Here is a 24225-nt window from a genome sequence, read left to right as displayed (position 1 = left end):
CCGCAGGCAATCTGCCCACGCTCTGCCGCAAACCAAATGCCGAAAACAAAAAAGCCCGCCAAAGCGGGCTTTCATGCGCAGCGGAAACAGGAGGTAGCCCGCCGGAGCGGGCCGACCGGAATTACTGTGCTGCGGACGCCTGCAGACCCTTGATGGCCGCGGCGAGGCGGCTCTTATGGCGAGCTGCCTTGTTCTTGTGAACGATTTTCTTGTCGGCAATGATGTCGATGGTCTTCGACGATGCCTGGAAGATTTCGGCGGCTTTGGCCTTGTCGCCGGCGTCGATCGCCTTGCGCACTGCCTTGATAGCGGTGCGGAACTTCGAGCGCAGTGCCGAGTTGTGCGAGTTTGCCTTGGCGGCCTGGCGGGCGCGCTTGCGTGCTTGTGCGGAGTTAGCCATGACGGTTCCTTATCCTGTTCCTGTTTCCAGTACCTGACCTTCAAGTGGTGAGGCGCTGCTTTTAGATTCGAACTCTTGGAAGCGATTGCCCAAGAGCGCAAAAGTGTCGAAAAACGATCGAACTACGCGAAGGCGGGCCGGTGTGCGCGGCGCCATGTTCCGGCGTATCCGAAGGACGTGGCGGTACCTTACTGCAACGTCGTTCCTGCCAACCTTGACCGCCTCCGGAAGCCGTCCGAGAACTGAGCGAGCTTCGAAACCGGCGATTATAGCAACAAAATCAGGGACGTGGCAACGGAAATGCGTTGCGCGGCACACGCGCTCGTGGCGGACCCGGCGCCGGCGGTCTAACCGGCTTGGGCGCCACGCACCCCGCTAAACCTCCCGGCCGCGTGGGCTTCGCGCAATAAAAGTAGCGGAAATCGCCGTTCGCGCCGAACGTCTGCACAGTAAACCGGTCCGAATCGCTTCCTGGCTCGTCGTCCGCATTCGCGGCACCCTTATAATAAGCGCCCCATGAATCTATTCCGAGCCCTGCTGACGGTCAGCGGCTTCACGCTGTTGTCACGCGTGACCGGACTGGCCCGCGAAACGCTGATCGCCCGCGCGTTCGGCGCCAGTCAATATACTGACGCGTTCTACGTCGCCTTTCGCATTCCCAACCTGCTGCGCCGCATTTCCGCCGAAGGCGCGTTTTCGCAGGCCTTCGTGCCGATTCTCGCCGAGTTCAAGAACCAGCAGGGGCACGACGCCACCAAGGCGCTGGTCGACGCCACCTCGACGGTGCTCGCCTGGGCGCTTGCCGTGCTTTCGATCGTCGGCGTGCTGGGCGCGTCGGGCGTGGTGTTCGTGGTGGCGTCGGGCCTCGCTCACGAGGGCCAGGCCTACGCGCTCGCCGTCACCATGACGCGCATCATGTTTCCGTACATCATCTTCATTTCGCTGACGTCGCTCGCGTCCGGCGTGCTGAACACGTACAAGAACTTCTCGCTGCCCGCCTTCGCGCCGGTGCTGCTCAATGTGGCGTTCATCGTCGCCGCTGTGTTCGTCGCGCCGCGCATGCACACGCCGGTGTATGCGCTCGCGTGGGCGGTGATCGCCGGCGGGTTGTTGCAGTTCCTCGTGCAATTGCCCGGACTGAAGAAGATCGACATGGTGCCGCGCATTGGCTTCAATCCGCTGCGCGCGCTCGCGCATCGGGGCGTGAAGCGCGTGCTGTGGAAGATGGTGCCGGCCATGTTCGCTGTCTCGGTCGCGCAGATCAGCCTCATCATCAATACGAATATCGCGTCGCGCATTGGCCCAGGCGCCGTGTCGTGGATCAATTACGCTGACCGGCTGATGGAATTCCCAACCGCGCTGCTCGGCGTGGCGCTCGGCACGATCCTGTTGCCGAGTCTTTCGAAGGCGCACGTAGACGCGGATCCGCACGAATATTCGTCGCTGCTCGACTGGGGCTTGCGCGTCACGTTTCTCCTGGCGGGACCGAGCGCCGTGGCGCTGTTTTTTTTCGCAGAGCCGTTGACGGCCACGCTGTTTCACTACGGCAAGTTCGACGGCCATGCCGTCGTGATGGTGGGCCGCGCGCTTGCGGCATACGGCATCGGCCTGATCGGCATTATCCTCGTCAAGATTCTGGCGCCCGGCTTCTACGCGAAGCAGGACATCAAGACGCCCGTGAAAATCGGCATTGGCGTGCTGGTTCTCACGCAGTTGAGCAACTATGTGTTCGTGCCGGTCTTTGCGCATGCAGGGCTCACGCTGAGTATCGGGCTCGGCGCTTGCGGCAACGCATTGCTGCTGTTCCTCGGACTGCGCAAGCGCGGCATCTACACGCCGTCGCGCGGCTGGCTCAAGTTTTTCGTGCAATTGCTCGGCGCGTGTCTCGTACTGGCGGGCACGATGCGCTGGCTGTCGCAGAGCTTCGACTGGATCGGCATGCATGAGCGGCCCCTCGACCGCATCGCGCTGCTGGCTGCCTGCCTCGTGCTGTTCGCCGCGCTATATTTCGGTATGCTTTGGCTGATGGGCTTCAAGTACGCGTATTTCAAAAGGCGAGTGAAGTGACTACGATGACGCGGGTTCTCGACTATTTCAGCACGCTCGTCGCCGAAGACGACAGCCTGCCGCTGACCGAGGCGGCGCTCTCGCTCGCGCAGGACGCTTACCCGGACCTCGATTTGCAAGGCACGCTGGCGGAGATCGACGAACTGGTCTTGCGCCTGCAGCGTCGCATGCCGGACGACGCAGACATTCGTCAGAAAGTCGGCATTCTGAACCGGTTCTTCTTCCGCGAATTGGGTTTCGCGAGCAATCTGAACGACTATTACGATCCCGACAACAGCCACCTGAATGCGGTGCTCAAGCGGCGCCGCGGCATTCCGATTTCGCTCGCGGTGCTGTATCTGGAAATGGCGGAGCAGGTCGGCATTCCGGCGCGCGGCGTGTCGTTTCCGGGCCATTTCCTGCTGCGCGTCACCACGCCCGACGGCGACGTCATGCTCGATCCCACCAGCGGACATTCGCTGTCGGAGTCCGAAATGGTCGACATGCTCGAGCCTTACGTGGCGTCGGCCGGCGAGTCGGTGAGCAGGGCGCTGCGCATGCTGCTTCAGCCGGCCACGCGGCGCGAGATCATTGCGCGGATGTTGCGCAATCTGAAGTCCACGTATTTGCAGACCGAGCGCTGGCAGCGCCTGCTGGCCGTGCAGCAGCGCCTCGTGATTCTGCTGCCTGAAAGTATCGAAGAGATTCGCGACCGTGGTTTCGCGTACGCGCGCCTCGACTACTTGCGCCCGGCGCTAGAAGACCTCGAGCGTTACCTTGGCGACTGCCCTGACGCCGAAGACGCCACCGTCGTCGAATCGCAGTTGCAGGAGTTGCGTCAGCGCACGCAGCACAACGACCGCGACTAGCAAGCAGCATTGGCGGCTGCGGAACGCCTCCTCAAAACAGAACGCCTGCACATGATTCATGTGCAGGCGTTTTTCATACGTGCGGCAGGTAACGCGCTGCTTACCGGCAAACTGCGCGCGGCGCCCCGATGATTACTTCGGCTGCATACGGATCGCGCCGTCGAGGCGAATCACCTCGCCATTGAGCATCGGGTTGTCGAAAATCTGCTTGGCGAGCATCGCGTATTCGGCCGGTTTGCCAAGGCGCGGCGGGAACGGCACCATCGCGCCAAGCGCTTCCTGCACCTCCTGCGGCATGCCGAGCAGCATCGGCGTTTCGAAGATGCCGGGTGCAATGGTCATCACGCGGATCGCGTTGCGCGAGAGATCGCGTGCGATGGGCAGCGTCATGCCGACCACGCCGCCTTTGGACGCCGCGTAGGCCGCCTGACCGATCTGGCCGTCGTACGCCGCAACGGACGCCGTGTTGATGATCACGCCGCGCTCGCCGTTGTCGTTGGGCTCGTTCTTCGACATGGCGGCGGCCGCGAGGCGAATCGTATTGAAGGTGCCGATCAGATTGATCGAGATGGTGCGCGCAAACGAGTCGAGCGGATGCGGGCCGTCCTTGCCGACCGTCTTCACGGCCGGCGCGACGCCCGCGCAATTGACGAGGCCGCGCAGCGTGCCCAGCTTCGTTGCCGCCTCGACAGCGCGCGTCGCGTCGTCTTCGCGGCTCACGTCGCACTTCACGAACACGCCGCCGAGTTCTTTGGCAAGCGCCTCGCCCGCGTCCTGGTTCAGATCGGCGAGCACCACCTTGCCGCCGTTCTCCGCGAGAAGACGCGCGGTGGCGGCTCCGAGGCCCGAGGCGCCGCCGGTGATCAGGAATGCGTTGTCACGAATCTCCATCTCTGCTCCTTTCGTTGATACGGTAAGTAACGTCCAGATCAAATAGCCTGTCGATGCACGATGATCCCACATCGTCATCGCGCGAGAGCGAATTAAAACGACCGTGCCGACGCCATAAAAAAACCCGCCGGGAAGAGGGCGGGTTTCTTTGGCAACTGTCTGAGCGCAGCGAAGGCTGCGGCATTGCGTTGCTTCGTGGATTACTTCAGCGCGTCGAACACGCGCTCGCGGATTTCCTCGACGGTGCCGAGGCCGGAGATGCGGCGGTATTGCGGCGCCTTCAGCGAGGTCGCGGTGTCGCCGTTCTGAGCCCAGCCGTTGTAGTACTCGACGAGAGGCTTGGTTTGCGCTTCATACACTTGCAAACGCTTCTTGACCGTTTCTTCCTTGTCGTCTTCGCGCTGGATCAGCGGCTCGCCCGTCACGTCGTCCAGGCCCTCGACCTTCGGCGGGTTGAACTTCACGTGATAGGTGCGGCCCGACGCGGCGTGCGAGCGGCGGCCGCTCATACGCACGATGATCTCGTCGAACGGCACGTCGATCTCAAGCACGTAGTCGATTGCGACGCCGGCCTGCTTCATTGCCTCGGCTTGCGGAATGGTGCGCGGAAAGCCGTCGAACAGATAGCCGTTTGCGCAGTCGGGCTGTTGCAGACGCTCTTTCACGAGGTTGATGATCAGCTCGTCTGTGACGAGTTCGCCCGCGTCCATGAAACGCTTCGCTTCGAGGCCGAGCGGTGTGCCTGCCTTGACGGCGGCGCGCAGCATGTCGCCGGTGGAGATTTGCGGAATCCCGAACTTTTCCTTGATGAAGTTTGCCTGAGTGCCCTTACCCGCGCCCGGTGCACCCAAAAGAATCAAACGCATGTGTATCTCCAGATCTATGTGAATTCTTGGTGGCACGGCAGCCATCCGACGAGGGGCGAGGGACCCGCGTTGACTGCCACTCGCGTTTCGCGCTGCACGTCGATTAACGGCGCTGCAGAAACACGTGAGGCACGACCGGGCAAACCCTGGCTTTCGCCAATAACAGGAGGCGCGCGCAAGCGTCCGATTATGCCATGGGTTTTTGCGCTCAAGACCCGAATAAAGCCCGCACACGCGCGAGATCCGCGGGTGTGTCCACGCCCGGAAGGGGCATGTCGCGCGTGACGAGAACCGCGATACGCTCGCCATGCCACATCGCGCGCAATTGCTCGAGTGATTCGACCTGCTCGATCGGAGAAATGGAGAGCTTGGGATAGCTGCGCAGGAATCTTGCCCGATACGCATACAAGCCGATATGCCGATGAACCACGGCGGGCGCCGGGGGCACCGGCATGGACGCGACGTCGGGCCAGTGCGGCTGGTAGGCGTCGCGCGCCCAGGGAATCGGCGCGCGCGAGAAGTACAGCGCGACCCCGTGCGCATCGAGCACGACTTTCACCACGTTCGGGTTGAAGATCTCCGCGGCATCCGCGATGGGATGCGCGGCGGTGGCGATTGCGCAATGGCTGGCCGCCGCGAGGTGCGACGCAACGCCGCGCACGAGCGACGGATCGATCAGCGGCTCATCGCCTTGCACGTTGACCACGATCGTTTCGTCGCTCCAGCCGAATTGCGACGCGACCTCCGCGAGACGGTCCGTGCCGGACGGATGATCGGCGCGCGTCAACACTGCTTCGAAACCATGCTCGCGAGCGGCGTCGAGCACCGGCTGCGCGTCTGAGGCGATCAACACCTGTTGCGCGCCCGACTCGCGTGCGCGCTCGGCCACCCGCACCACCATCGGCTTGCCGCCGATGTCGGCGAGCGGCTTGTTGGGCAGACGTGTCGACGCGAGGCGCGCCGGCACGACGGCAATGAACGGAGGCGTGGCGGTGGTGGTGTGGTTCATCGCGCAGATGAGTGAGGAAGTGAGGTGAGAGTAGGCCAGGCTGTGCGTGAGAGGATGGCGATAACGCGGGAGCCGGCAGCGGAATCGGCAACGGTGGCAAGGAGCGGGGCCGTCGAGCATCGGTAAGTTGGCCAAGGACTGACGAACCACTGGCGAACCACTGCCCCACTACTCGCCGGGGAGACCACCGGCGGTTCGCCGGCAGTACACCGGCAGGCAAGAGGTTGCCTGCCGGCTACCTGCGGGCTACCTCTCGCGCGGCGCCGCTCACGAAGGCTGGTCGGACGCCGTTGGCTTCGCCGTCCCTCTTGCGCCGTCCGTCTAACCGAGGGCGGAGTACCACCCGCGTGAACCCGCCCCGCGCGCTCGGCGGCCCTGCTTCAGGCCACCGAGCCCGGATTGAGATCGACGGGCGTGCCTTCGACCGTCTGCCGCGCCTCGTCGACCAGCATGACGGGAATACCGTCGCGGATCGGGTACGCGAGCTTGTCGGCGTTGCAGATCAGCTCCTGTGCGGAACGGTCGTAGCTGAGCGGGCCCTTGCAGATCGGGCAGACGAGGATTTCAAGCAGGCGAGCGTCCACGGACTTTCTCCACAACTAATGCAATGAGGCGATGATCGAGCGCGGCTTCGACGGGAACAACCCAGATGCGCGCGTCGCGCCAGGACCCTAATTTTACCGCATCCTTTTCCGTGATCAGGATCGCGTCGGCGTCGGCATCCGTAAAAGGATTGCGCTCGAACGCGTAGTGATCGGGCAGCGCGCGAGTTTGCGGTGCGAGGCCGGCGGCGCGCAGCGTGGCGAAAAAACGCTCGGGCGCGCCGATGCCGGCGGCGGCCAGCACCCGCTCGCCGCTGAACTGCGCGAGCGGCCGGCGCAACGCGGGATTCTCCAGGTGCCACGCGTCGGCGGGCGCGAGTTGCAAGGCGAACGTGTTGGGCCACGCGGGTAGCGTTCTGGCGTAGGGGTCGTTGATCAGCGTGGCGTCGCGGCGGCGCGAGAGCGGCTCGCGCAACGGACCTGCCGGCAGCAGAAAACCGTTGCCACCCAGCCGATGATCGAACACCACCAGCTCCGCATCGCGCGCTAGCCGGTAATGCTGCAGCCCGTCGTCGCTGACGATCACGTCCACGTCCTCATGCGCCGCGCACAGCGCTTCGGCAGCCGCCACCCGATCCGGGCACACCCATACCGGCGCGCCGGTGCGACGCGAGATGAGCAACGGTTCGTCGCCGCCGACGTTGGCCGCCGACGCGGGCGTGACCGGCGTCGGCGTCGTCACGCGCGCGCCATAGCCGCGCGATACGACGCCGGGGTGGAAGCCCGCGCCGCGCAACGCTTCGACGAGCGCAATCACGGTCGGCGTCTTGCCGGTGCCGCCCACGGTCACATTGCCCACCACGACGACAGGCACGCCAACGCGTACCGACTTCAGCCAGCCTAGCGAGAAGGCGGCGCGGCGTGCGGCGGCGATCGCGCCGAACATACAGGCGAGCGGCGTCAGCGACCAGGCAAGCGGCCCGCGCTGCTGCCACTCGCGCGCCATGCGCGTTTCCAGACGATCGAAAATTGTGCTCATCGGCAAGCCGGGCGAGCGGGCGGCGCACTGCTCGCGGGTGGTCGCGAGGGCAGCGGCGTGAAAGCGCCAGGGGCGCTACGCGGGACAGGCATCAGCGCGATTCTCCGGACGGTCGAAAAATAAACCCACAAGGTAAGGGCGGCGCGGCAGTGAGTTTCCGCCATCCCGCTGTCAGCCTCGTCGCGGCGTTTCGAGGCGCGCAGCATGCGGCTTTTCCCTTACTGTCGAACCCGCCACTCTAGCGCGCACGCGTCCCTCGCCGCAAGTCGCCGACCCTGCTTCCTATACCCTCGTGCCGCCGCGTAGCCCTTTGGCCGCCTGTGGATAACTTTGTGGAGAACCGGCCCGGCGTATGGCTGGGAAGGCCGTTGCAAGCCCCTCGCATCGGTGGCGGATTCCAAGGCTTGCGGTTAAATCGCATATAAATCAAAGAGATGCCTATGTTTTACGTAGTTGGGGCAGACCTGTGGCGGAATCTGTCTTGCCAGTCCCGCCATGTGGACACTTTTAACAATCTACGCGTGACGCTGGACGCCAATGGCCGGTCGGTCTATCGTCTGTCCGGCCAGCCATAACCCGTATTCGCATGAATTCCGACAGTCCCTTTACCTCGTCGACGCTGCCGAGCGGCGAAGTCGTCGTTCCCGTTTCCGCGCTCAATCGCGCGATCGGCAGCATGCTCGAACGCTCGTTTCCGCTCGTGTGGGTGGCGGGCGAAGTCTCGAACTTCACGCGCGCCGCGAGCGGCCACTGGTACTTCTCGATCAAGGACGCGCAGGCGCAAATGCGCTGCGTGATGTTCCGCGGCCGCGCGCAGTACGCCGAGTTCACGCCGAAAGAAGGCGACCGGATCGAAGTGCGGGCGCTCGTCACGATGTACGAGCCGCGTGGCGAGTTGCAACTGAATGTGGAAGCCGTGCGGCGCACCGGTCAGGGTCGCCTGTACGAAGCGTTTTTGCGGCTGAAGGCGCAGCTCGAGGCAGAGGGGCTATTCGCCGCGGAGCGCAAGCGCGCGTTGCCGTCGCATCCGCGCGCGATTGGTATCGTGACGTCCTTACAGGCCGCGGCGCTGCGCGACGTGCTCACGACGCTGTCGCGCCGGGCGCCGCATATTCCCGTGATCGTCTATCCCGCGCCGGTGCAAGGGGTGGGCGCAAGCGCGAAGCTGGCGGCGATGGTCGACGCGGCCAGTGCGCGGCGCGAGGTCGACGTGTTGATCGTATGCCGAGGCGGCGGTTCGATTGAAGACCTGTGGGCCTTCAACGAAGAAGTGCTTGCGCGTGCCATTGCGGAAAGCGCCATTCCGGTGGTGAGCGGCGTCGGTCACGAAACCGATTTCACAATTGCCGACTTCGCCGCTGACGTGCGCGCGCCCACGCCGACCGGCGCGGCCGAACTGGTGAGTCCGCAGCGCGTGCTGCTGTTGCGCGAACTCGATCACCGGCACGCGACGCTCGCGCGCGGCTTCGGCCGGATGATGGAGCGGCGTGCCCAGCAGCTCGACTGGCTTGCGCGCCGGCTCGTGTCGCCCGCCGAGCGTCTCGCGCGGCAACGCATGCATTTGCAGCAATTGAGCGCGCGACTCGCGTCGGCGGGCGCCCGACCGGTGCGCGATGCCCGAGCGCGCTTTTCGCTGCTGCACATGCGCTGGCAGCGCTGGCGTCCTGACCTCGACGCGCATCGGGCGAGGCTCGACGGTCTCGCTCAACGGCTCGATGCTGCGTTGCTGCGCCAACATGAACGTCAGGTCGCACGCATTGCCACGCTGTCAGCGCGGCTCGAGGTGCTGAGTCCGCAGCGTACGCTCGAGCGCGGCTATGCCGCGGTGCTCGATGCGCAGACGGGGCGCGCGGTGCGTGCGCCTGCGTCGCTGAAACCGGGACGTCGCCTGACCGTGCATCTCGCCGAGGGCGCCGCCGACGTTGCTTTGTCCGACGTTCAACCCCGTCTTGCGGATGGTTTCTGACAGCGCGTCAACAGCGTGTGAATGAGATTGCGCGCAAGCACGCGTGCGTACTTTTGACTGTGCGAGGCCGCATGCACCTGTTCGCGGCAAGCAGTAATTACGCGCTTTTGCAGGCCATTCGCCGATGCCGGACATAAAGTCCGTTGGTTTGCGGGGTTATTCCAAGTCGCCTACAATCGAGTGCTCTGAAGCGTTATCCGCAGACTCCCCACAACAGATACAGACTGAAGGAAAGCACCATGGAACATACGCTCCCGCCGCTGCCGTTCGCGAAAAACGCACTCGCTCCGCACATGTCGGAAGAGACGCTCGAGTTTCACTACGGCAAGCATCACCAGACCTATGTGACCAATCTGAACAATCTGATCAAGGGCACGGAGTTCGAGAACCTGTCGCTCGAAGAAATCGTGAAGAAGTCGTCGGGCGGCGTGTTCAATAACGCGGCTCAGGTGTGGAACCACACGTTCTTCTGGAACAGCCTCTCGCCGCAAGGTGGCGGTGCACCGACCGGCGCGCTGGCGGATGCGATCAACGCCAAGTGGGGCTCGTTCGACAAGTTCAAGGAAGAGTTCGCGAAGACCGCCATCGGTACGTTCGGCTCGGGTTGGGCATGGCTCGTGAAGAAGGCAGACGGTTCGCTCGACCTGGTATCCACGAGCAACGCGGCCACGCCGCTCACCACGGACGCCAAAGCGCTGCTGACCATCGACGTGTGGGAGCACGCGTACTACATTGACTATCGCAATGCACGTCCGAAGTTTGTCGAGGCGTACTGGAACATCGTCAACTGGGAATTCGCAGCGAAGAACTTCGCGTAATTGGTGGTGCCACATATACGGTGGCCGGAACCTGGCGGTGTAAGGTAGTTTCGAGACCGTAGTGGAAATGAAAGCCCTCCTCTGTGAGGGCTTTTTGTTTTTTGTTTTTCGCTTTTGTTCGTTAGGTGCGGGTCGGCGTTTGCCGCGACGTGCCGCCACTGATGTCAGTCACCCGGTCAAGCAGGTAGCAGCGCCTCGCTAAGGTCACCCTTCAAAGGTTCAATGAGGAACGCGAAGCAACTTGCGGCGCACTGGACTCATTTTTCTCTCGAGTTCGAGCGCAGAGGGCAGGTTGATCCAGCAGGAGCCACTGTTGCGCGGACGCTCGGTGCCATTGACGCGCCGCGTAGCAGGCCAATATTTCGCGCACTGTGCATTGGCGGATAAACGCAGGGAGCCCGCATGGGTGGCGTTGTGCTCAACCATTGTTAGCTCGGACTCGCGAGAGGCGAGTTAGACGAGGAAACGATCGATTGCGAATGAGCTGTGCCCCGAGGTCGAACATCCAGCCGTTGGCGTGCCTCGTGTTTTGCACAAACGCATAGCATTCCGTATCCGTCGTCGAGAGACGGGAAGACTTCGGGAGTGCCTGCTGACGGCGCGGCCGTGCGTTCGCAGGTCCGCACGAATTTTGTCACCGTTCGTAACGGCGCCAGTCGGCGAGCCTCGCGGCGCAGGCTAGCAGCGCGGGTCTGCGGATTGGAGCAAAACATACGGTAACGATCCGGTAAACATGCGTGGGATGGATTGGCATAACGTATGTTTCTCATCTCCTGCCATTCGCACCATCATGATTTCGAGTCTGACAACGGTACGCCTCGCGCTGCCTCTGGGTGCCGTCGCGCTAGCGCTGCTGGGCGGCTGTGCTGTGGTGCCACCGAGTGGTCCGTCGGTGGTGGCCATGCCGCGCAGCGGCGAGCCGCTTAGTCAATTCCAGCAGGACGATTACGCTTGCCGCGATTATGCGTTCCGTTCGTCCGATCCGGCCGGTGCTTCGCAAGGTGCAACCACGAATAGCGTCAACAGTGCAGCGGTGGGCACGTTGGGCGGGGCGGCCGTCGGCGCGCTCATCGGAGCGGCGGCCGGCAATGCGGGTGCGGGTGCGGCCATTGGCGCGGGCAGCGGTTTGCTGATTGGCGGCGCGGCCGGGGCGAACGGCGCACAGTACTCGGCAAACAGCCTGCAGGCGCGATACGACGCGGCATACGCGCAGTGCATGACTTCGAAGGGCAACACGATTTCTCAGCCGCAAGTGCCGGTTTATGTGCCGCAGCCGGTTTATGCGCCACCTCCCGTATATGTTGCACCGCCGCCGCGCTACTACGGGCCCCCGCCGGTCACATACGCGCCTTATCCGTACTACTGAGCCCCTGTCGCTTCAACAGGCGATCGGCCATGCCGCGGCACCTCATGTTCGCTGACTCCGTCTGGCGAGACGCAAGTTGCGCCTCGCGCAGACTGCCGAGACTGTGGGCGACGTGGAGAAGCCCCCCACAGAGAGCGGACCGGTAAATTGCCGTGAGAACGATGAACGGGCTATTTCGCTTCATTGCCTCCCGCTGTCTTGCGCGACCGGCGATTGTTCGACGACGCTGTCTTGCGCGCGGCTTTCTTGCGTGGCGTGGGCGTGTCCTCCGTCATCGTCGAAGCCTCGGGTGCTGACGGCGCCGTTTCTGCACTATCACCCGATACTGAGGCTGCCGACTTCCGAGTCTTCTTCGCGGCTGCCTTCCGCGGTTCACGTGGCTTGCGGCGCTTTGGGTCGGTTGCGGCGGTGTGCTGGGCGTCGGTGCTTTCGAGGGCGCCCGTTTCGTCGGAAGCCCAGCCCGGCTTTGCCTCGGGGCGTTGCGGCGATTCGGAGAGTGTCCCCTCGCTTTGCGGCGCGGGCGCGTGCATTTCTGGGGCGAGAGGACTGGTCAGGTCCGCTGCACTGTGTCCGCCGCCAGGCCGCCCAGCAGTCCTGGCTTGGGGCGCGGTTTCCGGTGCACTTCTCTGCGCGACTTCCTGTCGGACTTCGTGTCGCACCTCGTGCGCAACTTCATGCGCAAACTCGTGCTCCGCTTCAGGCGCTACCTGAAGCGCTGTTTCACGTCCGGCGCCGCGGGCGGCTTGCTGGCTGGCGCCTCGCTTTCGATCGCCACGTCCGCGACGACGAGAATCCTGTTTGCCGGCTGTCTCCGTGCCTGCCGTTCCAACGGTCCTGGATTCGTCGACTTGTTCCGCTTCCTCGACGATATCGAGAGGCGCGCCCGCCCGTACCCGTGTCGGCTCGACCCCCGATTCAGCTGCACTATCTCCGATCACGCTCGATGCGGTACTCCGGTACACATAGGCGCCTGATTTCTCGTCACGGCCGAATTCCAGCAGTCCGCGTGCGTGTGCCTCTTCGAGAAGATTACCGAACGCGCGAAAGCCGTAGTACGTTTCGTTGAAATCGGGCTTGCGCCGCTTGATCGCATTCTTCAGCACCGAGGCCCAGATCTTTCCGCTGTCGCCGCGCTCGGACGCGAGCGCGTCGAATGTTTGTACCGCGATTTCGATAGCCTTCGTGCGGCGCTTTTCGAGATCTTCCTTCTGGCGGCTTTTCTCTTCATCTGGCGATGGCTTGGCTGTAGGCTGCGCGTTCTTCTGCTGGCGCGACGACTCCCTTTTTGCGACGGCGCGCTGACTCTCGCGGACCAGATCGTCGTAAAAAAAGAACTCGTCGCAGTTCGCGATCAGCAGGTCCGACGTGGACTGCTGAACGCCGACGCCAATCACCTGCTTCGCGTTCTCGCGCAATTTCGACACCAAAGGCGAAAAATCGGAATCGCCACTGATGATCACAAACGTGTTGACGTGCGACTTCGTGTAGCAGAGGTCGAGCGCGTCTACGACAAGCCGGATGTCCGCCGAATTCTTGCCGGATTGACGCACATGTGGGATCTCGATCAATTCGAAATTGGCCTCGTGCATAGCACCCTTGAAACTCTTGTAACGGTCCCAGTCGCAGTAGGCTTTTTTGACGACAATGCTGCCCTTGAGCAACAGACGTTCGAGCACCAGCTTGATGTCGAACTTGTCGTACTTCGCGTCGCGCACGCCCAGCGCGACATTTTCAAAGTCGCAAAATAGCGCCATGCTGACGGTTTCGTTGGATGACGCCATGTCAATCTCCATTGAAGCGCTCGTCGGAATCGACGAATCGCGACCATGATAGCGATTCCAGCCAACGGGATCAGCTTTTGCCCCGCCAACGCAGCAAAGCTGGCCGGGTTACACGTCATGGCGCCCGCCTGACCCGAGCGGATACGAGCCTAATGCCGCGCGCGTTTCCAGTACCTCGTCTACTAGGCCATACGTTTTTGCTGCGAACGCGGACATGAAATTGTCTCGGTCAGTGTCGCGCGCGATCTCCTCGATGCTGCGCCCGGTCCGTTCAGCCATCATCGTATTGAGGCGTTCGCGCAGGTAGAGCACTTCCTTAGCCTGAATGTCGATGTCTGCCGCCGTGCCCTGGCCGCCGCCCGAAGGCTGATGAATCATGATGCGTGCATTGGGCAACGCGTACCGCTTGCCCGGCTGGCCCGCACATAGCAAAAACGTTCCCATGCTCGCTGCGAAGCCGGCGCATAGAGTGGAAACCTCTGGCTTGATGAACTGCATGGTGTCGTAAATGGCGAGCCCGTCGTACACCGAACCGCCCGGCGAATTGATGTAAAACGAAATGTCCTTGTCCGGGTTCTCGGACTCCAGAAACAGTAATTGCGCGACAATGAGACTGGCCGACTGGTCGTTTACTGGCCCGACCAGGAATACGATGCGCTCGCGCAGCAAGCGTGAATAAATGTCGTAGGCGCGCTCGCCTCGGCCGGACTGTTCGATTACTGTGGGCACGAGGCCGAGGCCTGTAACCGGTGGATAGCTGGATTGCATGTCTGCCTCGTTGAAGTGAGCTGCTGTCCGTATGACGCTCTGGCTCCAGGCGGCGTGACATAAATTTTTTTTCGCGTGCCTGTCACGCGGCGACCCGCTCAACCGTCAAGCTGCAATGGATGCCTTTGCGGCGCGTCGTCCGGCAATTCCATCGGCTACGCACGCACTTTTCACCACGCACGATCTGGAGGTCCACGCATGAAAGAACATGAAATCGACAAGGCATCCAGCTTCCGGGCTGTGCGCGCCCGCCTGCTCGCGTTGGCGTATCGCATGCTCGGCAGCCGCGCGGAGGCCGAGGACATCGTGCAGGACGTCTGGCTGAAGTGGCACCTTGCCGATACCCATGCGGTGCAGACGCCGGCCGCCTGGCTCACCACGCTCACCACGCGCACGGCGATCGACCGTCTGAGAAATGTGCAGCGCGAACGCGAATCACAGGCCACCGGCTGGCTGCCGGAGCCGTGGCTGGATGAATTCGCGCCATCGGCTGAAGAACTTGCCTTGCGTGCTGCGGAAATGTCCTATGGCGTGATGCTGCTGCTCGACCGTCTCAAGCCGGACGAGCGCGCAGCGTTTGTGCTGCACGAAGCGTTCGACTGCGACTACGCGGAAATCGGCAAGATTCTTCAGCGGCCACCGGCCAGTTGCAGACAACTGGTTCATCGGGCGCGGGCGCGTTTGCGGCGCGCGGGTGCGCCGTTGCAACGGCGCGATCCCGGCGCGCACGCGCTAATCGTCGAGCGTTTGCGCAATGCGCTGCAGGCGCAGGACCGGACGAGCTTGCTCGAACTGTTCAGCGCTGCGCCAGAAGTCGTCAGTGACCAGCCGTTGTGCGAGTTGCCAGCCACGGTGGCGCGGTCGTCGGAAGCTGTGCCTGCCAATGCCGAATCCCATTCGAACCGCGTGCCGGCGAAGGCACTTGTCCAGGCCGGCGCCAGCGCGCCAGACCTGGCATTCCAGGACTGGATGGAAAAGGTGACCTCGCTCGCGCGTCAGGCGAGGCAGGCGGAACTCGTGTCGGTGGACGGAATGCTCTCTATCGCGCTGCTTGTCGAAGGGGAGGTCGTTGCCTTGATCGACGTTTCGATAGAGGGCTCGAGCGAAGCACTGCCAAGTGGCGCCAGATGCTGTACGCCAACGGGCAAGACCATTGGCGCGCGCGAGGAAATACCGAAGATGGCAACAAGCAGCACAAGCGGCGCCATGACAAGCGAGCCGAGCCGTGGCCTGGCAACCGGCCTTGCAACCGGTCTTGCAAGTAGCCTGACAACCGGCCTAACTCCCGCCCAAGCGCACGACCAGGAATCGCCTTACGGCCATACCGACGGCCTCGCAAAAATCGTTGCGTTGCGCTGGGTTACAAGCGCCTCGCGGTTGCAGGCCGCCAACCGTCTGCTCGGGCGCACGGCGGTCACCGAACTACTGTCGCGAATCCAGCAGCGTTCGCTGGACTCAACTGCGATGGGCCGCGACTTCCCAGTTGATGTCTACGCATAGCACCTGAGTGCCGCCCGCAGTATGGGCGGCGATCGAGGCAGTCACGCACAGGTGCGCTTCATTGATCGAAAGATACGGAGGGGTGAGATGCACCCGGCCCGGCGCCCGCATCGCCTGAATGAAATATGGCCGACGCTCCCAGCTTGCGCCCTCGGAATGCAACAGCGGACGGAAGCGTTTGGCGCGTTGCGAGGCGCGCCCGGGAGGAAGCATGTTATCGCCGATCTGCCGTCCGGAACCGTCGAGAATGAAGCAGCGTGCCGTTTCGCCAAGTTTAAGCAGTGGGGCGGTCGCCTCGGCAGCGGGCTGCCCGGCAACCAGTTGCGCCGCGGCTGTTTCGAGCGCGGTGACATACGGTGCGAGCCGCGTGGCCTGCGCGCGTTCGCGCGCGGCAACGCGCTCGCGCAACGCTGCAGAGAGCGAATCCATCAGGCCGGCAGCGGTTTGCGGCTTGACCGGTTCGACGCTCGGGCCGGCAAAGAACGCGCCTTGCACGAAGTCGACGTTGCATTCCAGTGCGATCAGGGCGTCGCGTTCCGTAGTCAGGCCGCCCATCAGGACCAATTGGCCAGATTCGTGCAACAGCGAAACAAGGCCGGGCAGAACACGTTCAATGTGCGAATGCTCGCTCGCCTGCGCGAGAATGCAGCGGTCGAGCGTGACGATATCGGGGCGCAGGTTCCATACGCGGTCAATGTTCGAGTGCTTCGCGCCGAAGCCGTCCAGCGCGATCAGGAAGCCAGACTTGCGCAGCGCATCGATAATCTCCGTGAAGCGCGTCGTTTCTCCGCCCGCCTGTTCGGACACTTCGAGCACTACACGCTGAGGGGGCAAGCCCAGCGCCTTGAGCCCGGCGAGCAGTGCGTCGCCGTAGCTCGTGTCCATCAACGCCGCTGGATGAAGGCTCAGAAAAAGCCATTCGTCGTGACTGTCGAACGCATTGAAGTTGCCAAGATGGAGCGACTCCGCCAGCCGTCCGAGCTCCAGCAGGTCGCCGCGGCGCGCTGCCTGCGTGAAGACCTCGTGCGAAGGGACTTGCAAGGCATGCTCGTCGTGCGCGCGCAACGAGGCGTGGTAGCCAATCGCGCGGCGGTGCGACACCGAGAACACCGGCTGAAATACGCTGAAGACGGTGTAGCCGCCGTAGAGAACGGTGCGCCGGGAGCCCTCGTCGCCGGCCATTGGGCGGGGAGGCTGAAAGCCGGGAGGATCGAGTTCGATCATGCTCATCATGTCAGTCGTGTGGGGTGGCGGCCAGATTACGGGCTCAATGCGTAATCTCCATGCGCGATACGTCAGTTTACAGGATAGCCGAGCAAGATCTATGCGCATGCGGAAAGGTCAGCCAGGCGCGCGATCGGCGCGTGGGTTTCGCGACTTTGGTCGTCAATGCGGCGCGGACACCGCCGTCCGCACTGTGCTGGTGCGAGCCGCGCCCTGTTGCGGACGGCACTTCCGGCCAGCATCTTGCGCCGCAATCGCCCCCCGGTGTTCGCCGTGGGGAGGCTAAGTGCGGCGCTCGACTCCGGTGGCGTTCCACCCGCAACTGCCCAAGCCTCGACGAGATACAGGCAGGGATATGAGTTCTTGCCAGTACCGGGCGGCGAGCAACGTCATGACGAAAAAAGCACTCAAGAGCCGCCGGCAACAAAGCGTCTTTCCGGGCGATAAAGCGATTCACCACCCGGTCCCACTCCTGTTCCCACAACAATCACGTCCGCTCGGAAGGGTCCGTCTTCTTGGCCGGCGTGCGGATCTCGGGCGACAACTGCGCGAAGATCCACGCAGAGCCCGCAGTAATAATGCCGACACAAAGGAACGTCGCATGAAAAGCCGGCAGCGAGTTCGCGGCCGTCACGCGCGGCAACAAACCTGTGAAAGTAGCGAGCAGCGCGCCCGCAACCGTAACGCCGAGGCTCATGGAGAGCATTTGAACGAGCGAGAACAGACTGTTGCCGCTGCTTGCGCCGCCGGTGCCGAGGTCCTTGAGCGTCAAGGTGTTCATCGCGGTGAACTGCATCGAGTTGACGGCGCCGAAGAACGCCAGTTGCACGAGCCGCAGCCACAACGGTTGGCCCGCGCTGGTCAGCGAGAAGCTCGCCATCGTCAAGCCGACAAGAACTGTGTTGGCGAGCAGTACGCGCCGATAGCTGTACTTGACGATCAACCGTGTCACGAGCCGCTTCGACGCCATGCCGGCGGCCGCGACGGGCAGCATCATCAGGCCCGCTTCGAATGCGCTGTAGCCGAGGCTCACTTGCAGCAGCAGCGGAATGAGGTACGGCATCGCGCCGCTGCCGATTCGCGCGAACAGGTTGCCGAGCAGTCCGACGCTGAACGTGTGAATCTTGAAGAGATCGAGCGGAAAGATTGGCGCGGGCTCGCGCACGGCATGCAGCCCGTAGGCGACAAAGCAGGCAAGACTCAGAATCAGAAGCACCAGCACGGTCGCATGCTGAATGCCGAATTCGGTGCGGCCGTCCAGTGCGAACGAAATGGCCACCATCCCGACGATCAACAGCAGATAGCCTTTCACGTCGAACTTGCCGACCTGTTCGTTGCGGCTATCCGGCATGAAAATAAATGTGGCAATGCATCCGGCCACACCCACGGGCACGTTGATGAGAAAGATCCAGTGCCACGACGCGATCTTGACCAGCCAACCGCCAAGCGTCGGCCCGATCAACGGGCCGATCAATCCTGGAATGGCCACAAACGAAAGGGCCGGCAGATAGCGCTCGGCCGGGAACGTCCGCAGCACGGCCAGCCTCCCAACCGGCAGCAGCATGGCGCCGCCCACGCCTTGCACAATGCGGAACGCCACCAGTTGGTTCAGCGTATGAGCGTTCGCGCATAACAGCGACCCGACCGCGAACACCAGAATCGCGCTGAAGAACACGCGCCGCGTGCCGAATTTGTCAGCGAGCCAGCCGGAGACCGGGATCATCACCGCCATCGTCAGCGAATAGGCAATCACGACCGACTGCATGCGCAGCGGCAGTTCGCCAAGGCTTGTTGCCATCGCGGGGAGCGCGGTGTTGACGATGGTCGAATCCAGCGTCTGCATGAAGAAGCCCGTCGCGACGAGCCACAGCATGACCGTGAGCGAACGGGCGGAAGGTGCGCTGGCTGCGACGGTTGCGGGGGCGGGCGGAGTCGGCGGCGAGGACATGAAGTAGCGGCTAGGCGCGGGACGGGCAGGGACTCGCTATTCTAGGGAAAAGCGGCGGACCCCGCATGCAGGACCGGCCAGTCAAGAAGCCGGCGTGGCCGCAGACAGGAAAAATGCGGACCGGGTGCCCGGCTTGTCAGCGCAACTGCGCCGCCGCCTTGAAAAACGCCTGCGCCCGCGGATCATTGCCGAACGCCGCGTGAATCCTGATCCACGGGCTTGGCTCCATGCCCGGCCGGAAGTAACTGCCCGGCGCTACCGTCACGCCCAACGGCGCGCCACATTCCACGAGCCGCTCGGCATTGTCCACATGCGGCACGCGGGCCCACAAGAATTTGCCGCCGACCGGCTTCTCGAACACTTCCCAGCCCGCGTCTTCGAGCGTCTGGATCGTCGAGCCGAGCGCGTCGCGCATGCGGCGGCGCAGGCGTTCGAGATACTTGCGGTAGGCGCCGCGCTCGAGCAGCGACGCGGTCACCGCTTCGGCAAACAGCGAGCCGCCGATGCTCGTCAGCATCTTGATATCGACAAGGTCCTTGACGATCGCGTGGCTCGCGACCACGCAGCCGATTCGCAACGCAGACGAGAGCGTCTTCGACAGTCCGCCCACGTAGATCACATGCTCGAGCTGGTCGAGCGTGGCAAGACGGTCCGTGATGTCGGTCTGAAAGTCGGCGTAGACATCGTCTTCGATGATCGTGAAGCCGTGCTCGCGCGCAAGTTGCAGCAGCCGGAACGCCACAGGCGGCGCAACGGTCGTCCCCGTCGGGTTGTGGAATACCGTGTTAATGAACAAGAGCTTCGGCCTGTGCAGCTTCAACTGGCTTTGCATGACATCCAGGTCCGGCCCGCTGCGCGTGCGCGGAATGCCGACGAGCCGTACGCCGTGTAGCTTCAGCAGGCCGTACAGGTTGTAGTAGCCGGGGTCTTCGACAAAGATTGTGTCGCCTGCTTTCAGCATGTAGCGCATGAGCAGGTCGAAAGCCTGGCTCGCGCCGTTCGTGATGACGATCTGCGACGTGTCCGCGCGGATTCCCAGTTGCGCGATGCGGGCCTGCAGATGCTCGCGCAAGCTCAGGTTGCCGAGCGGCGTCGCGTAGTCGACCATGCTCGCGGGATCGGTGCGCGACACGTGCCGGATGGCCTGCGCAATGCTTTCCGTGTCGCGCCACGCTTCGGGGATAAATCCGCTGCCGAGCTTCAGCGTCTCGCCCGGATGGTTGAATTGCTGGAGCAGGTGGCCCGATTCGTCCTCGGCGCGGCGTGGGTCCGACGTCCCATCGCACTGCGAAGCGCCAGGCGGCCGGCCGGCCACGTAGAAGCCCGAACCATGGCGCGAGTCGACGTAACCGAGCGACACCAACCGGTCGTATGCCTCGATCACCGGGAAGCGGCTGACTCCGTAGTCGGCCGCGAACTGGCGGATCGACGGCAGCTTCGAGCCGGGGTGCGCGGCGCGCGAGCGGATCCACGTGGTGACGCCCGCAACGATCTGCTCGGTCAGCGGTACGCCGCTCTCTCTATCAAGCTGAATTTGAGGTCGCATGCTGTTTCCTTCCCGAACGAGGCTCGCGCTCAGGCCGCCGATGCGCGACAACTGTTCGGTTTTTCGACTGCACAGTTCCGATGAAAGTGTTCGGAACTGTGCATGGGTATCCGATCATCGCACGACAATAATCGATACAACAGAAAAGTCCTTTGAAGGAGAACGGCAATGCGCGAAGTGCGGATTTTCGAACTGGAACATGACGAGCCGGCCGCGGCCTGGCGTGTCGCACGCCCGTCCACCTTCAAGGTGATCTCGGGTGAAATCTGGTTGACGGTCGAGGGCGACAGCGCGGACTACTGGCTTGCCACCGGCGAATCGATCGAACTGCCTCGCCAGGCGGTCACGTGGATCAGTGCGGGACGGGCCGGTGCGCGCTTCGCGCTCGCAAGCGGCTCGGAGCGTGGCGCAACCCGGCCGACGCGCGGCTTTTCGGTGCCGGACTGGCTGCCGCGCTGGCTCGGCGCGGTGTGAGGGCGGCCACTTCCCGTAGCGGGCGGTGAAGCCGCGTCCGGAAGGCCGAGCCTATCCGGACCTTTGTGTGCGAGGCATAAACTGACGGCAAGGAGCCGCCACGCAAACGCAAGGAAGAAGTGACGGTAGAACCGGGCAAGGGATTGAACCTTGACCCGGATTTGATCATGCAACTGGTGCCTGGAACCTTGGACCGGGCGGGGAGTGTCTGAATTTTTGTGTGCAAGGCGTCTGAACATTTCGGGCGTGGTGGGCGATCAATTTCATTCTAGCTGTCGGGTCGTGTGAAGCGATCCTCGTAGAGGATCGCGAACTGCCGCATCGCAGCTTTCCAGTCGTGGGCAGCGCGGCTCCAGTCGCTGGTGATTTTGCGCAGCGCAAGCCAGAGCAGTTTGGTCGCGGCGTCGTCGGACGGGAAGTGTCCACGCGTCTTGATGATCTTGCGCAGTTGAGCATTCACACTCTCCAGCGAATTCGTGGTGTAGATCACCTTTCGCACCTCAGGCGGGAACGCGAAGAACGGAATCACGCGATCCCATGCGCGGCGCCAGGCTGCGATGACGGTCGGGAACCTGCTGCCCCACGGGCCGCGTTCCAGGGCAAGCAACTCCGCTTCGGCTGCGGCAGCACTGGCCGCCGTGTAAATCGGGCGCAGGGCCGCCGCCAGTTCCCGACGCTCCTTCCAGCCGGCGTAGTCGAGTGAATTGCGGATGAGGTGCACGATACAGGTCTGCAGCGTGGTCGCCGGGAAGACCGCTCCCAGCGCTTCGGACATGCCCTTCAGCCCGTCGGTGACGGCGATCAGGATGTCCTGCACGCCGCGCGTCTTCAGATCGCTGAAGACCTTCATCCAGAACTTCGCGCCTTCGGTGTTCTCGATCCACAGCCCGAGAATGTCCCGCGTGCCATCGGGCAGAATCCCCAGTGCCAGATAGACCGCCTTGTTGCGCACCATCCCTTCGTCGCGGATCTTCACACGCAGCGCGTCGAAGAACACCACCGGATACATCGGCTCGAGCGGACGGCCCTGCCAGGCGATGATTTCCTCAGTCACTGCATCGGTGACAGAGCTGATGAACTCGGGCGACACCTCGGTGCCGTACTGCTCGGCCAGAAAGCCCCGTATCTCACGCACGGTCATGCCGCGCGCGTACATCGCAATGATCTTGTCGTCGAAGCCGGTAAAGCGGCGTTCGTGCCGCGCAATCAGGATCGGTTCGAAGCTGCCGTCACGGTCGCGTGGAATGTCCACCCGTAACGGGCCGTCCTCTGTCAGCAAGGTCTTACCGCTCCTGCCGTTGCGCTGGTTGGCCGACTCCGGCGGACGTCGGCCGCCGCTCGGATAGCCCAGATGATGTTGGAGTTCAGCACCCAGCGCGCGCTCGATCAGCGCCTTCTTGAAGGCCATCGAGGCCGCCTGTACGGCTTCCGCCGTCATCGGCCCCTTCACGATCTGATCGATGAGCTCCTCTGGTATTGCCGGCAGCTCAGGCGGGGGCGCAGACCCTGCTTTCGGTTTGCTTGGCATACATGCTCCTTTGGGTACATGTTATGCCTTGAACACAAAATTTCTGACAGGCTCACCGGGCGACGCTGAATGCGCAGCCCGCAGCCCGCAGCCCGCAGCCCGCAGCCCGCAGCCCGCAGCCCGCAGCCCGCAGCCCGCAGCCCACAGCCCACAGCCCACAGCCCACAGCCCACAGCCATCAGCCCTCGAACTCCCCCACATACCTTGCCCGCGGCCGGATCAATCCGCCGTCGCGCGCCTGCTCCATTGCGTGCGCGATCCAGCCGACTACCCGGCCCGTCGCGAAGATCGTGAACGCGGCGCCGGCCGGCAAGCCGAGCACGCGCTCGATGGCCGCGAGCGCGAAGTCGACAGTCGGCTGCGCGCCCGTCGTGTCGTGAACCGCGCGCGACAGAGCCTGAACTTCGCCCAGCGGCGAGCGGGCCGGCGCGCATTCCTGCAGCAAATCCAGCAGCAGCCGCGCTCGCGGATCGCCGTCCGGATAAAGCGGGTGGCCGAAGCCGGACAGCACGGGGCCCTGCGCGCCATGTTCGTGGCGCGACAGACGCGTGGCCAGATAACGGTCGAGATCGGCGGCGCGCGACGCTTCGTCCAGCAACGCCGCGATGCGCATCGTTTCGCCGCCGTGACGGGGGCCGGCGAGCGCAGCCAGACCGCCCGCGACCGCGCCGAACAGATGCGTACCCGTCGACGTGATGCAGCGAACCGTGAACGTCGATGCGTTCAGCTCATGGTCCGCGCATGCCACCAGCGCGGCACGCAGCAGCGCCGCCTGCTGCCGGTTGCGCACCTGCCAGGCGGATGCCAGTTGCCGATGCAGCGGTGCATTCGACGGCGCGCCAGAGATCATCGCCGCAGCGAGGAGCCGCATCACGGCGCACGCGTTGTCCAGTTGCGCGTCGCGCCCCAGCGCCCAGACCCGCGGCATTTGCGCGGCGGCCGCCGGCAGCAGGACCAGCGCGCGGTCGAGCGGCGTGCTGTCGCCCCACAGCTTGAGCCAGGCAGCCCATTGTGCGGGGGCAAGCGGGACGGCCGGCGCCGCAGCGATGCGCGCCGCACGGCACTCCCACAGCAGCGCTGCCACATCTTCCAGCGATTCGGTGCGGGCGAGTTCCAGCGCATCGCGTCCGCGATACAGCAAGCGTCCATCGGCAACGAGCGTGATCGACGACTCGAGCACCGGCACGCCCCAGTCCAGCACTTTTTGCGCAACCTTGCCGGCGCGCTTGCCGTCTGCCTTGCGCCGCGCGAGCCGCCGCACTTCACCCGCGTCATAGCGGCGATGCTTGCCTTGCGCGTGCGGCGACGAACTCAGCAAGCCGCGACTGACGTACGCATAGAGCGTGGCGAGGCTGATGCCGAGTTCGGCGGCGGCTTCGGCGGCGGTCAGCGAATCGGACAATGGCATGAAGGTGAGCGACGAGGTGGCCGCAGTAAGGGGCCGCGGGAAGCGGCCGCACGCAATAGGTCGCCGCGGCAAGTAGCGGCAACAAGTAGTCGCAGCAGGCAGCCCCAGCAGGCAAGCCCAGCAGGCAACCCCAGCAGGCAACCCCAGCAGGCAACCCCAGCAGGTAGCCCCAGCAGGTAGCCCCAGCAGGTAGCCCCAGCAGGCAGCCCCAGCAGGCAGCCCCAGCAGGCAACCCC

At 63.7% G+C, this 24225-nt stretch carries 20 protein-coding genes; 7 read left to right on the top strand and 13 right to left on the bottom strand.

Annotated elements, in window-relative coordinates:
- Positions 1 to 121: 121 nt before the first annotated feature.
- Complete coding sequence (rpsT, locus tag F757_RS0116935; protein ID WP_020069158.1) at positions 122 to 400, bottom strand: 30S ribosomal protein S20; 279 nt, start codon at positions 398 to 400, stop codon at positions 122 to 124.
- 516 nt (positions 401 to 916) lie between these two features.
- On the opposite strand from rpsT, the gene murJ reads away from it, so the two are divergent.
- Positions 917 to 2467: a murein biosynthesis integral membrane protein MurJ gene (murJ, locus tag F757_RS0116930; protein WP_027212425.1), complete on the top strand. Its 1551-nt coding sequence runs from the start codon at positions 917 to 919 to the stop codon at positions 2465 to 2467.
- A 5-nt stretch (positions 2468 to 2472) separates the two neighbouring features.
- Entirely contained in the window at positions 2473 to 3315 is an 843-nt protein-coding gene (locus F757_RS0116925) for a SirB1 family protein (RefSeq protein ID WP_027212424.1), read from the top strand.
- 132 nt (positions 3316 to 3447) lie between these two features.
- On the opposite strand, the gene F757_RS0116915 is transcribed toward F757_RS0116925, so the two are convergent.
- The 5 genes from F757_RS0116915 to lpxK form a co-directional block, all read right to left on the bottom strand.
- Complete coding sequence (locus tag F757_RS0116915; protein WP_027212423.1) at positions 3448 to 4206, bottom strand: 3-hydroxyacyl-CoA dehydrogenase; 759 nt, start codon at positions 4204 to 4206, stop codon at positions 3448 to 3450.
- Between the two features lie 200 nt (positions 4207 to 4406).
- A complete protein-coding gene (adk, locus tag F757_RS0116910; protein WP_027212422.1) occupies positions 4407 to 5072 on the bottom strand; it encodes an adenylate kinase in 666 nt (221 codons plus the stop codon).
- Between the two features lie 208 nt (positions 5073 to 5280).
- Entirely contained in the window at positions 5281 to 6081 is an 801-nt protein-coding gene (kdsB, locus tag F757_RS0116905) for a 3-deoxy-manno-octulosonate cytidylyltransferase (protein WP_027212421.1), read from the bottom strand.
- Between the two features lie 380 nt (positions 6082 to 6461).
- Positions 6462 to 6665: a Trm112 family protein gene (locus tag F757_RS0116900; RefSeq protein WP_006050060.1), complete on the bottom strand. Its 204-nt coding sequence runs from the start codon at positions 6663 to 6665 to the stop codon at positions 6462 to 6464.
- On the bottom strand, positions 6646 to 7662 hold the full coding sequence (lpxK, locus tag F757_RS0116895; protein ID WP_027212420.1) for a tetraacyldisaccharide 4'-kinase: 1017 nt from the start codon (positions 7660 to 7662) through the stop codon (positions 6646 to 6648). The genes F757_RS0116900 and lpxK overlap by 20 nt, the downstream gene beginning before the upstream one ends.
- Positions 7663 to 8248: 586 nt before the next feature.
- Here lpxK and xseA point away from each other — a divergent pair.
- The 3 genes from xseA (at position 8249) to F757_RS0116880 (ending at position 11812) form a co-directional block, all read left to right on the top strand.
- Positions 8249 to 9628, top strand: a complete 1380-nt coding sequence (gene xseA, locus F757_RS0116890; protein WP_027212419.1) for an exodeoxyribonuclease VII large subunit — start codon at positions 8249 to 8251, stop codon at positions 9626 to 9628.
- 239 nt (positions 9629 to 9867) lie between these two features.
- Positions 9868 to 10446, top strand: coding sequence for a superoxide dismutase [Fe] (sodB, locus tag F757_RS0116885; RefSeq protein ID WP_013340313.1), 579 nt, complete (start codon positions 9868 to 9870; stop codon positions 10444 to 10446).
- Positions 10447 to 11236: 790 nt separating this feature from the next.
- Positions 11237 to 11812, top strand: a complete 576-nt coding sequence (locus F757_RS0116880) for a glycine zipper family protein (protein WP_027212418.1) — start codon at positions 11237 to 11239, stop codon at positions 11810 to 11812.
- Positions 11813 to 11982: 170 nt separating this feature from the next.
- Here the strand turns inward: F757_RS0116880 and F757_RS0116875 are convergent, their stop codons facing one another.
- Positions 11983 to 13593, bottom strand: a complete 1611-nt coding sequence (locus F757_RS0116875; RefSeq protein ID WP_027212417.1) for an NYN domain-containing protein — start codon at positions 13591 to 13593, stop codon at positions 11983 to 11985.
- Positions 13594 to 13701: 108 nt separating this feature from the next.
- Positions 13702 to 14361, bottom strand: coding sequence for an ATP-dependent Clp endopeptidase proteolytic subunit ClpP (clpP, locus tag F757_RS0116870; RefSeq protein ID WP_027212416.1), 660 nt, complete (start codon positions 14359 to 14361; stop codon positions 13702 to 13704).
- Between the two features lie 198 nt (positions 14362 to 14559).
- Between clpP and F757_RS0116865 the strand changes: the two genes are divergently transcribed.
- Positions 14560 to 15861, top strand: coding sequence for a sigma-70 family RNA polymerase sigma factor (locus F757_RS0116865; RefSeq protein ID WP_027212415.1), 1302 nt, complete (start codon positions 14560 to 14562; stop codon positions 15859 to 15861).
- On the opposite strand, the gene F757_RS0116860 is transcribed toward F757_RS0116865, so the two are convergent.
- The 3 genes from F757_RS0116860 to F757_RS0116845 form a co-directional block, all read right to left on the bottom strand.
- Positions 15817 to 17091: an EAL domain-containing protein gene (locus F757_RS0116860; RefSeq protein ID WP_027212414.1), complete on the bottom strand. Its 1275-nt coding sequence runs from the start codon at positions 17089 to 17091 to the stop codon at positions 15817 to 15819. The genes F757_RS0116865 and F757_RS0116860 overlap by 45 nt on opposite strands.
- 481 nt (positions 17092 to 17572) lie before the next feature.
- The gene (mdtD, locus tag F757_RS0116855) at positions 17573 to 19033 is read right to left on the bottom strand and encodes a multidrug transporter subunit MdtD (RefSeq protein ID WP_051376802.1); all 1461 of its coding nucleotides are present in this window, start codon (positions 19031 to 19033) and stop codon (positions 17573 to 17575) included.
- 136 nt (positions 19034 to 19169) lie between these two features.
- Complete coding sequence (locus tag F757_RS0116845; RefSeq protein ID WP_027212412.1) at positions 19170 to 20579, bottom strand: aminotransferase-like domain-containing protein; 1410 nt, start codon at positions 20577 to 20579, stop codon at positions 19170 to 19172.
- A 168-nt stretch (positions 20580 to 20747) separates the two neighbouring features.
- On the opposite strand from F757_RS0116845, the gene F757_RS0116840 reads away from it, so the two are divergent.
- Entirely contained in the window at positions 20748 to 21053 is a 306-nt protein-coding gene (locus F757_RS0116840; protein ID WP_027212411.1) for a DUF2917 domain-containing protein, read from the top strand.
- 268 nt (positions 21054 to 21321) lie between these two features.
- On the opposite strand, the gene F757_RS0116835 is transcribed toward F757_RS0116840, so the two are convergent.
- Complete coding sequence (locus F757_RS0116835; RefSeq protein WP_027212410.1) at positions 21322 to 22581, bottom strand: IS256 family transposase; 1260 nt, start codon at positions 22579 to 22581, stop codon at positions 21322 to 21324.
- A gap of 178 nt (positions 22582 to 22759) precedes the next feature.
- Positions 22760 to 23989, bottom strand: a complete 1230-nt coding sequence (locus F757_RS0116830; RefSeq protein WP_027212409.1) for a citrate/2-methylcitrate synthase — start codon at positions 23987 to 23989, stop codon at positions 22760 to 22762.
- Positions 23990 to 24225 lie beyond the last annotated feature (236 nt).

This window comes from Burkholderia sp. WSM2232, from assembly GCF_000472545.1.
Classification (GTDB): domain Bacteria; phylum Pseudomonadota; class Gammaproteobacteria; order Burkholderiales; family Burkholderiaceae; genus Paraburkholderia.
This window is presented reverse-complemented; position numbering and strand designations above follow the sequence as displayed.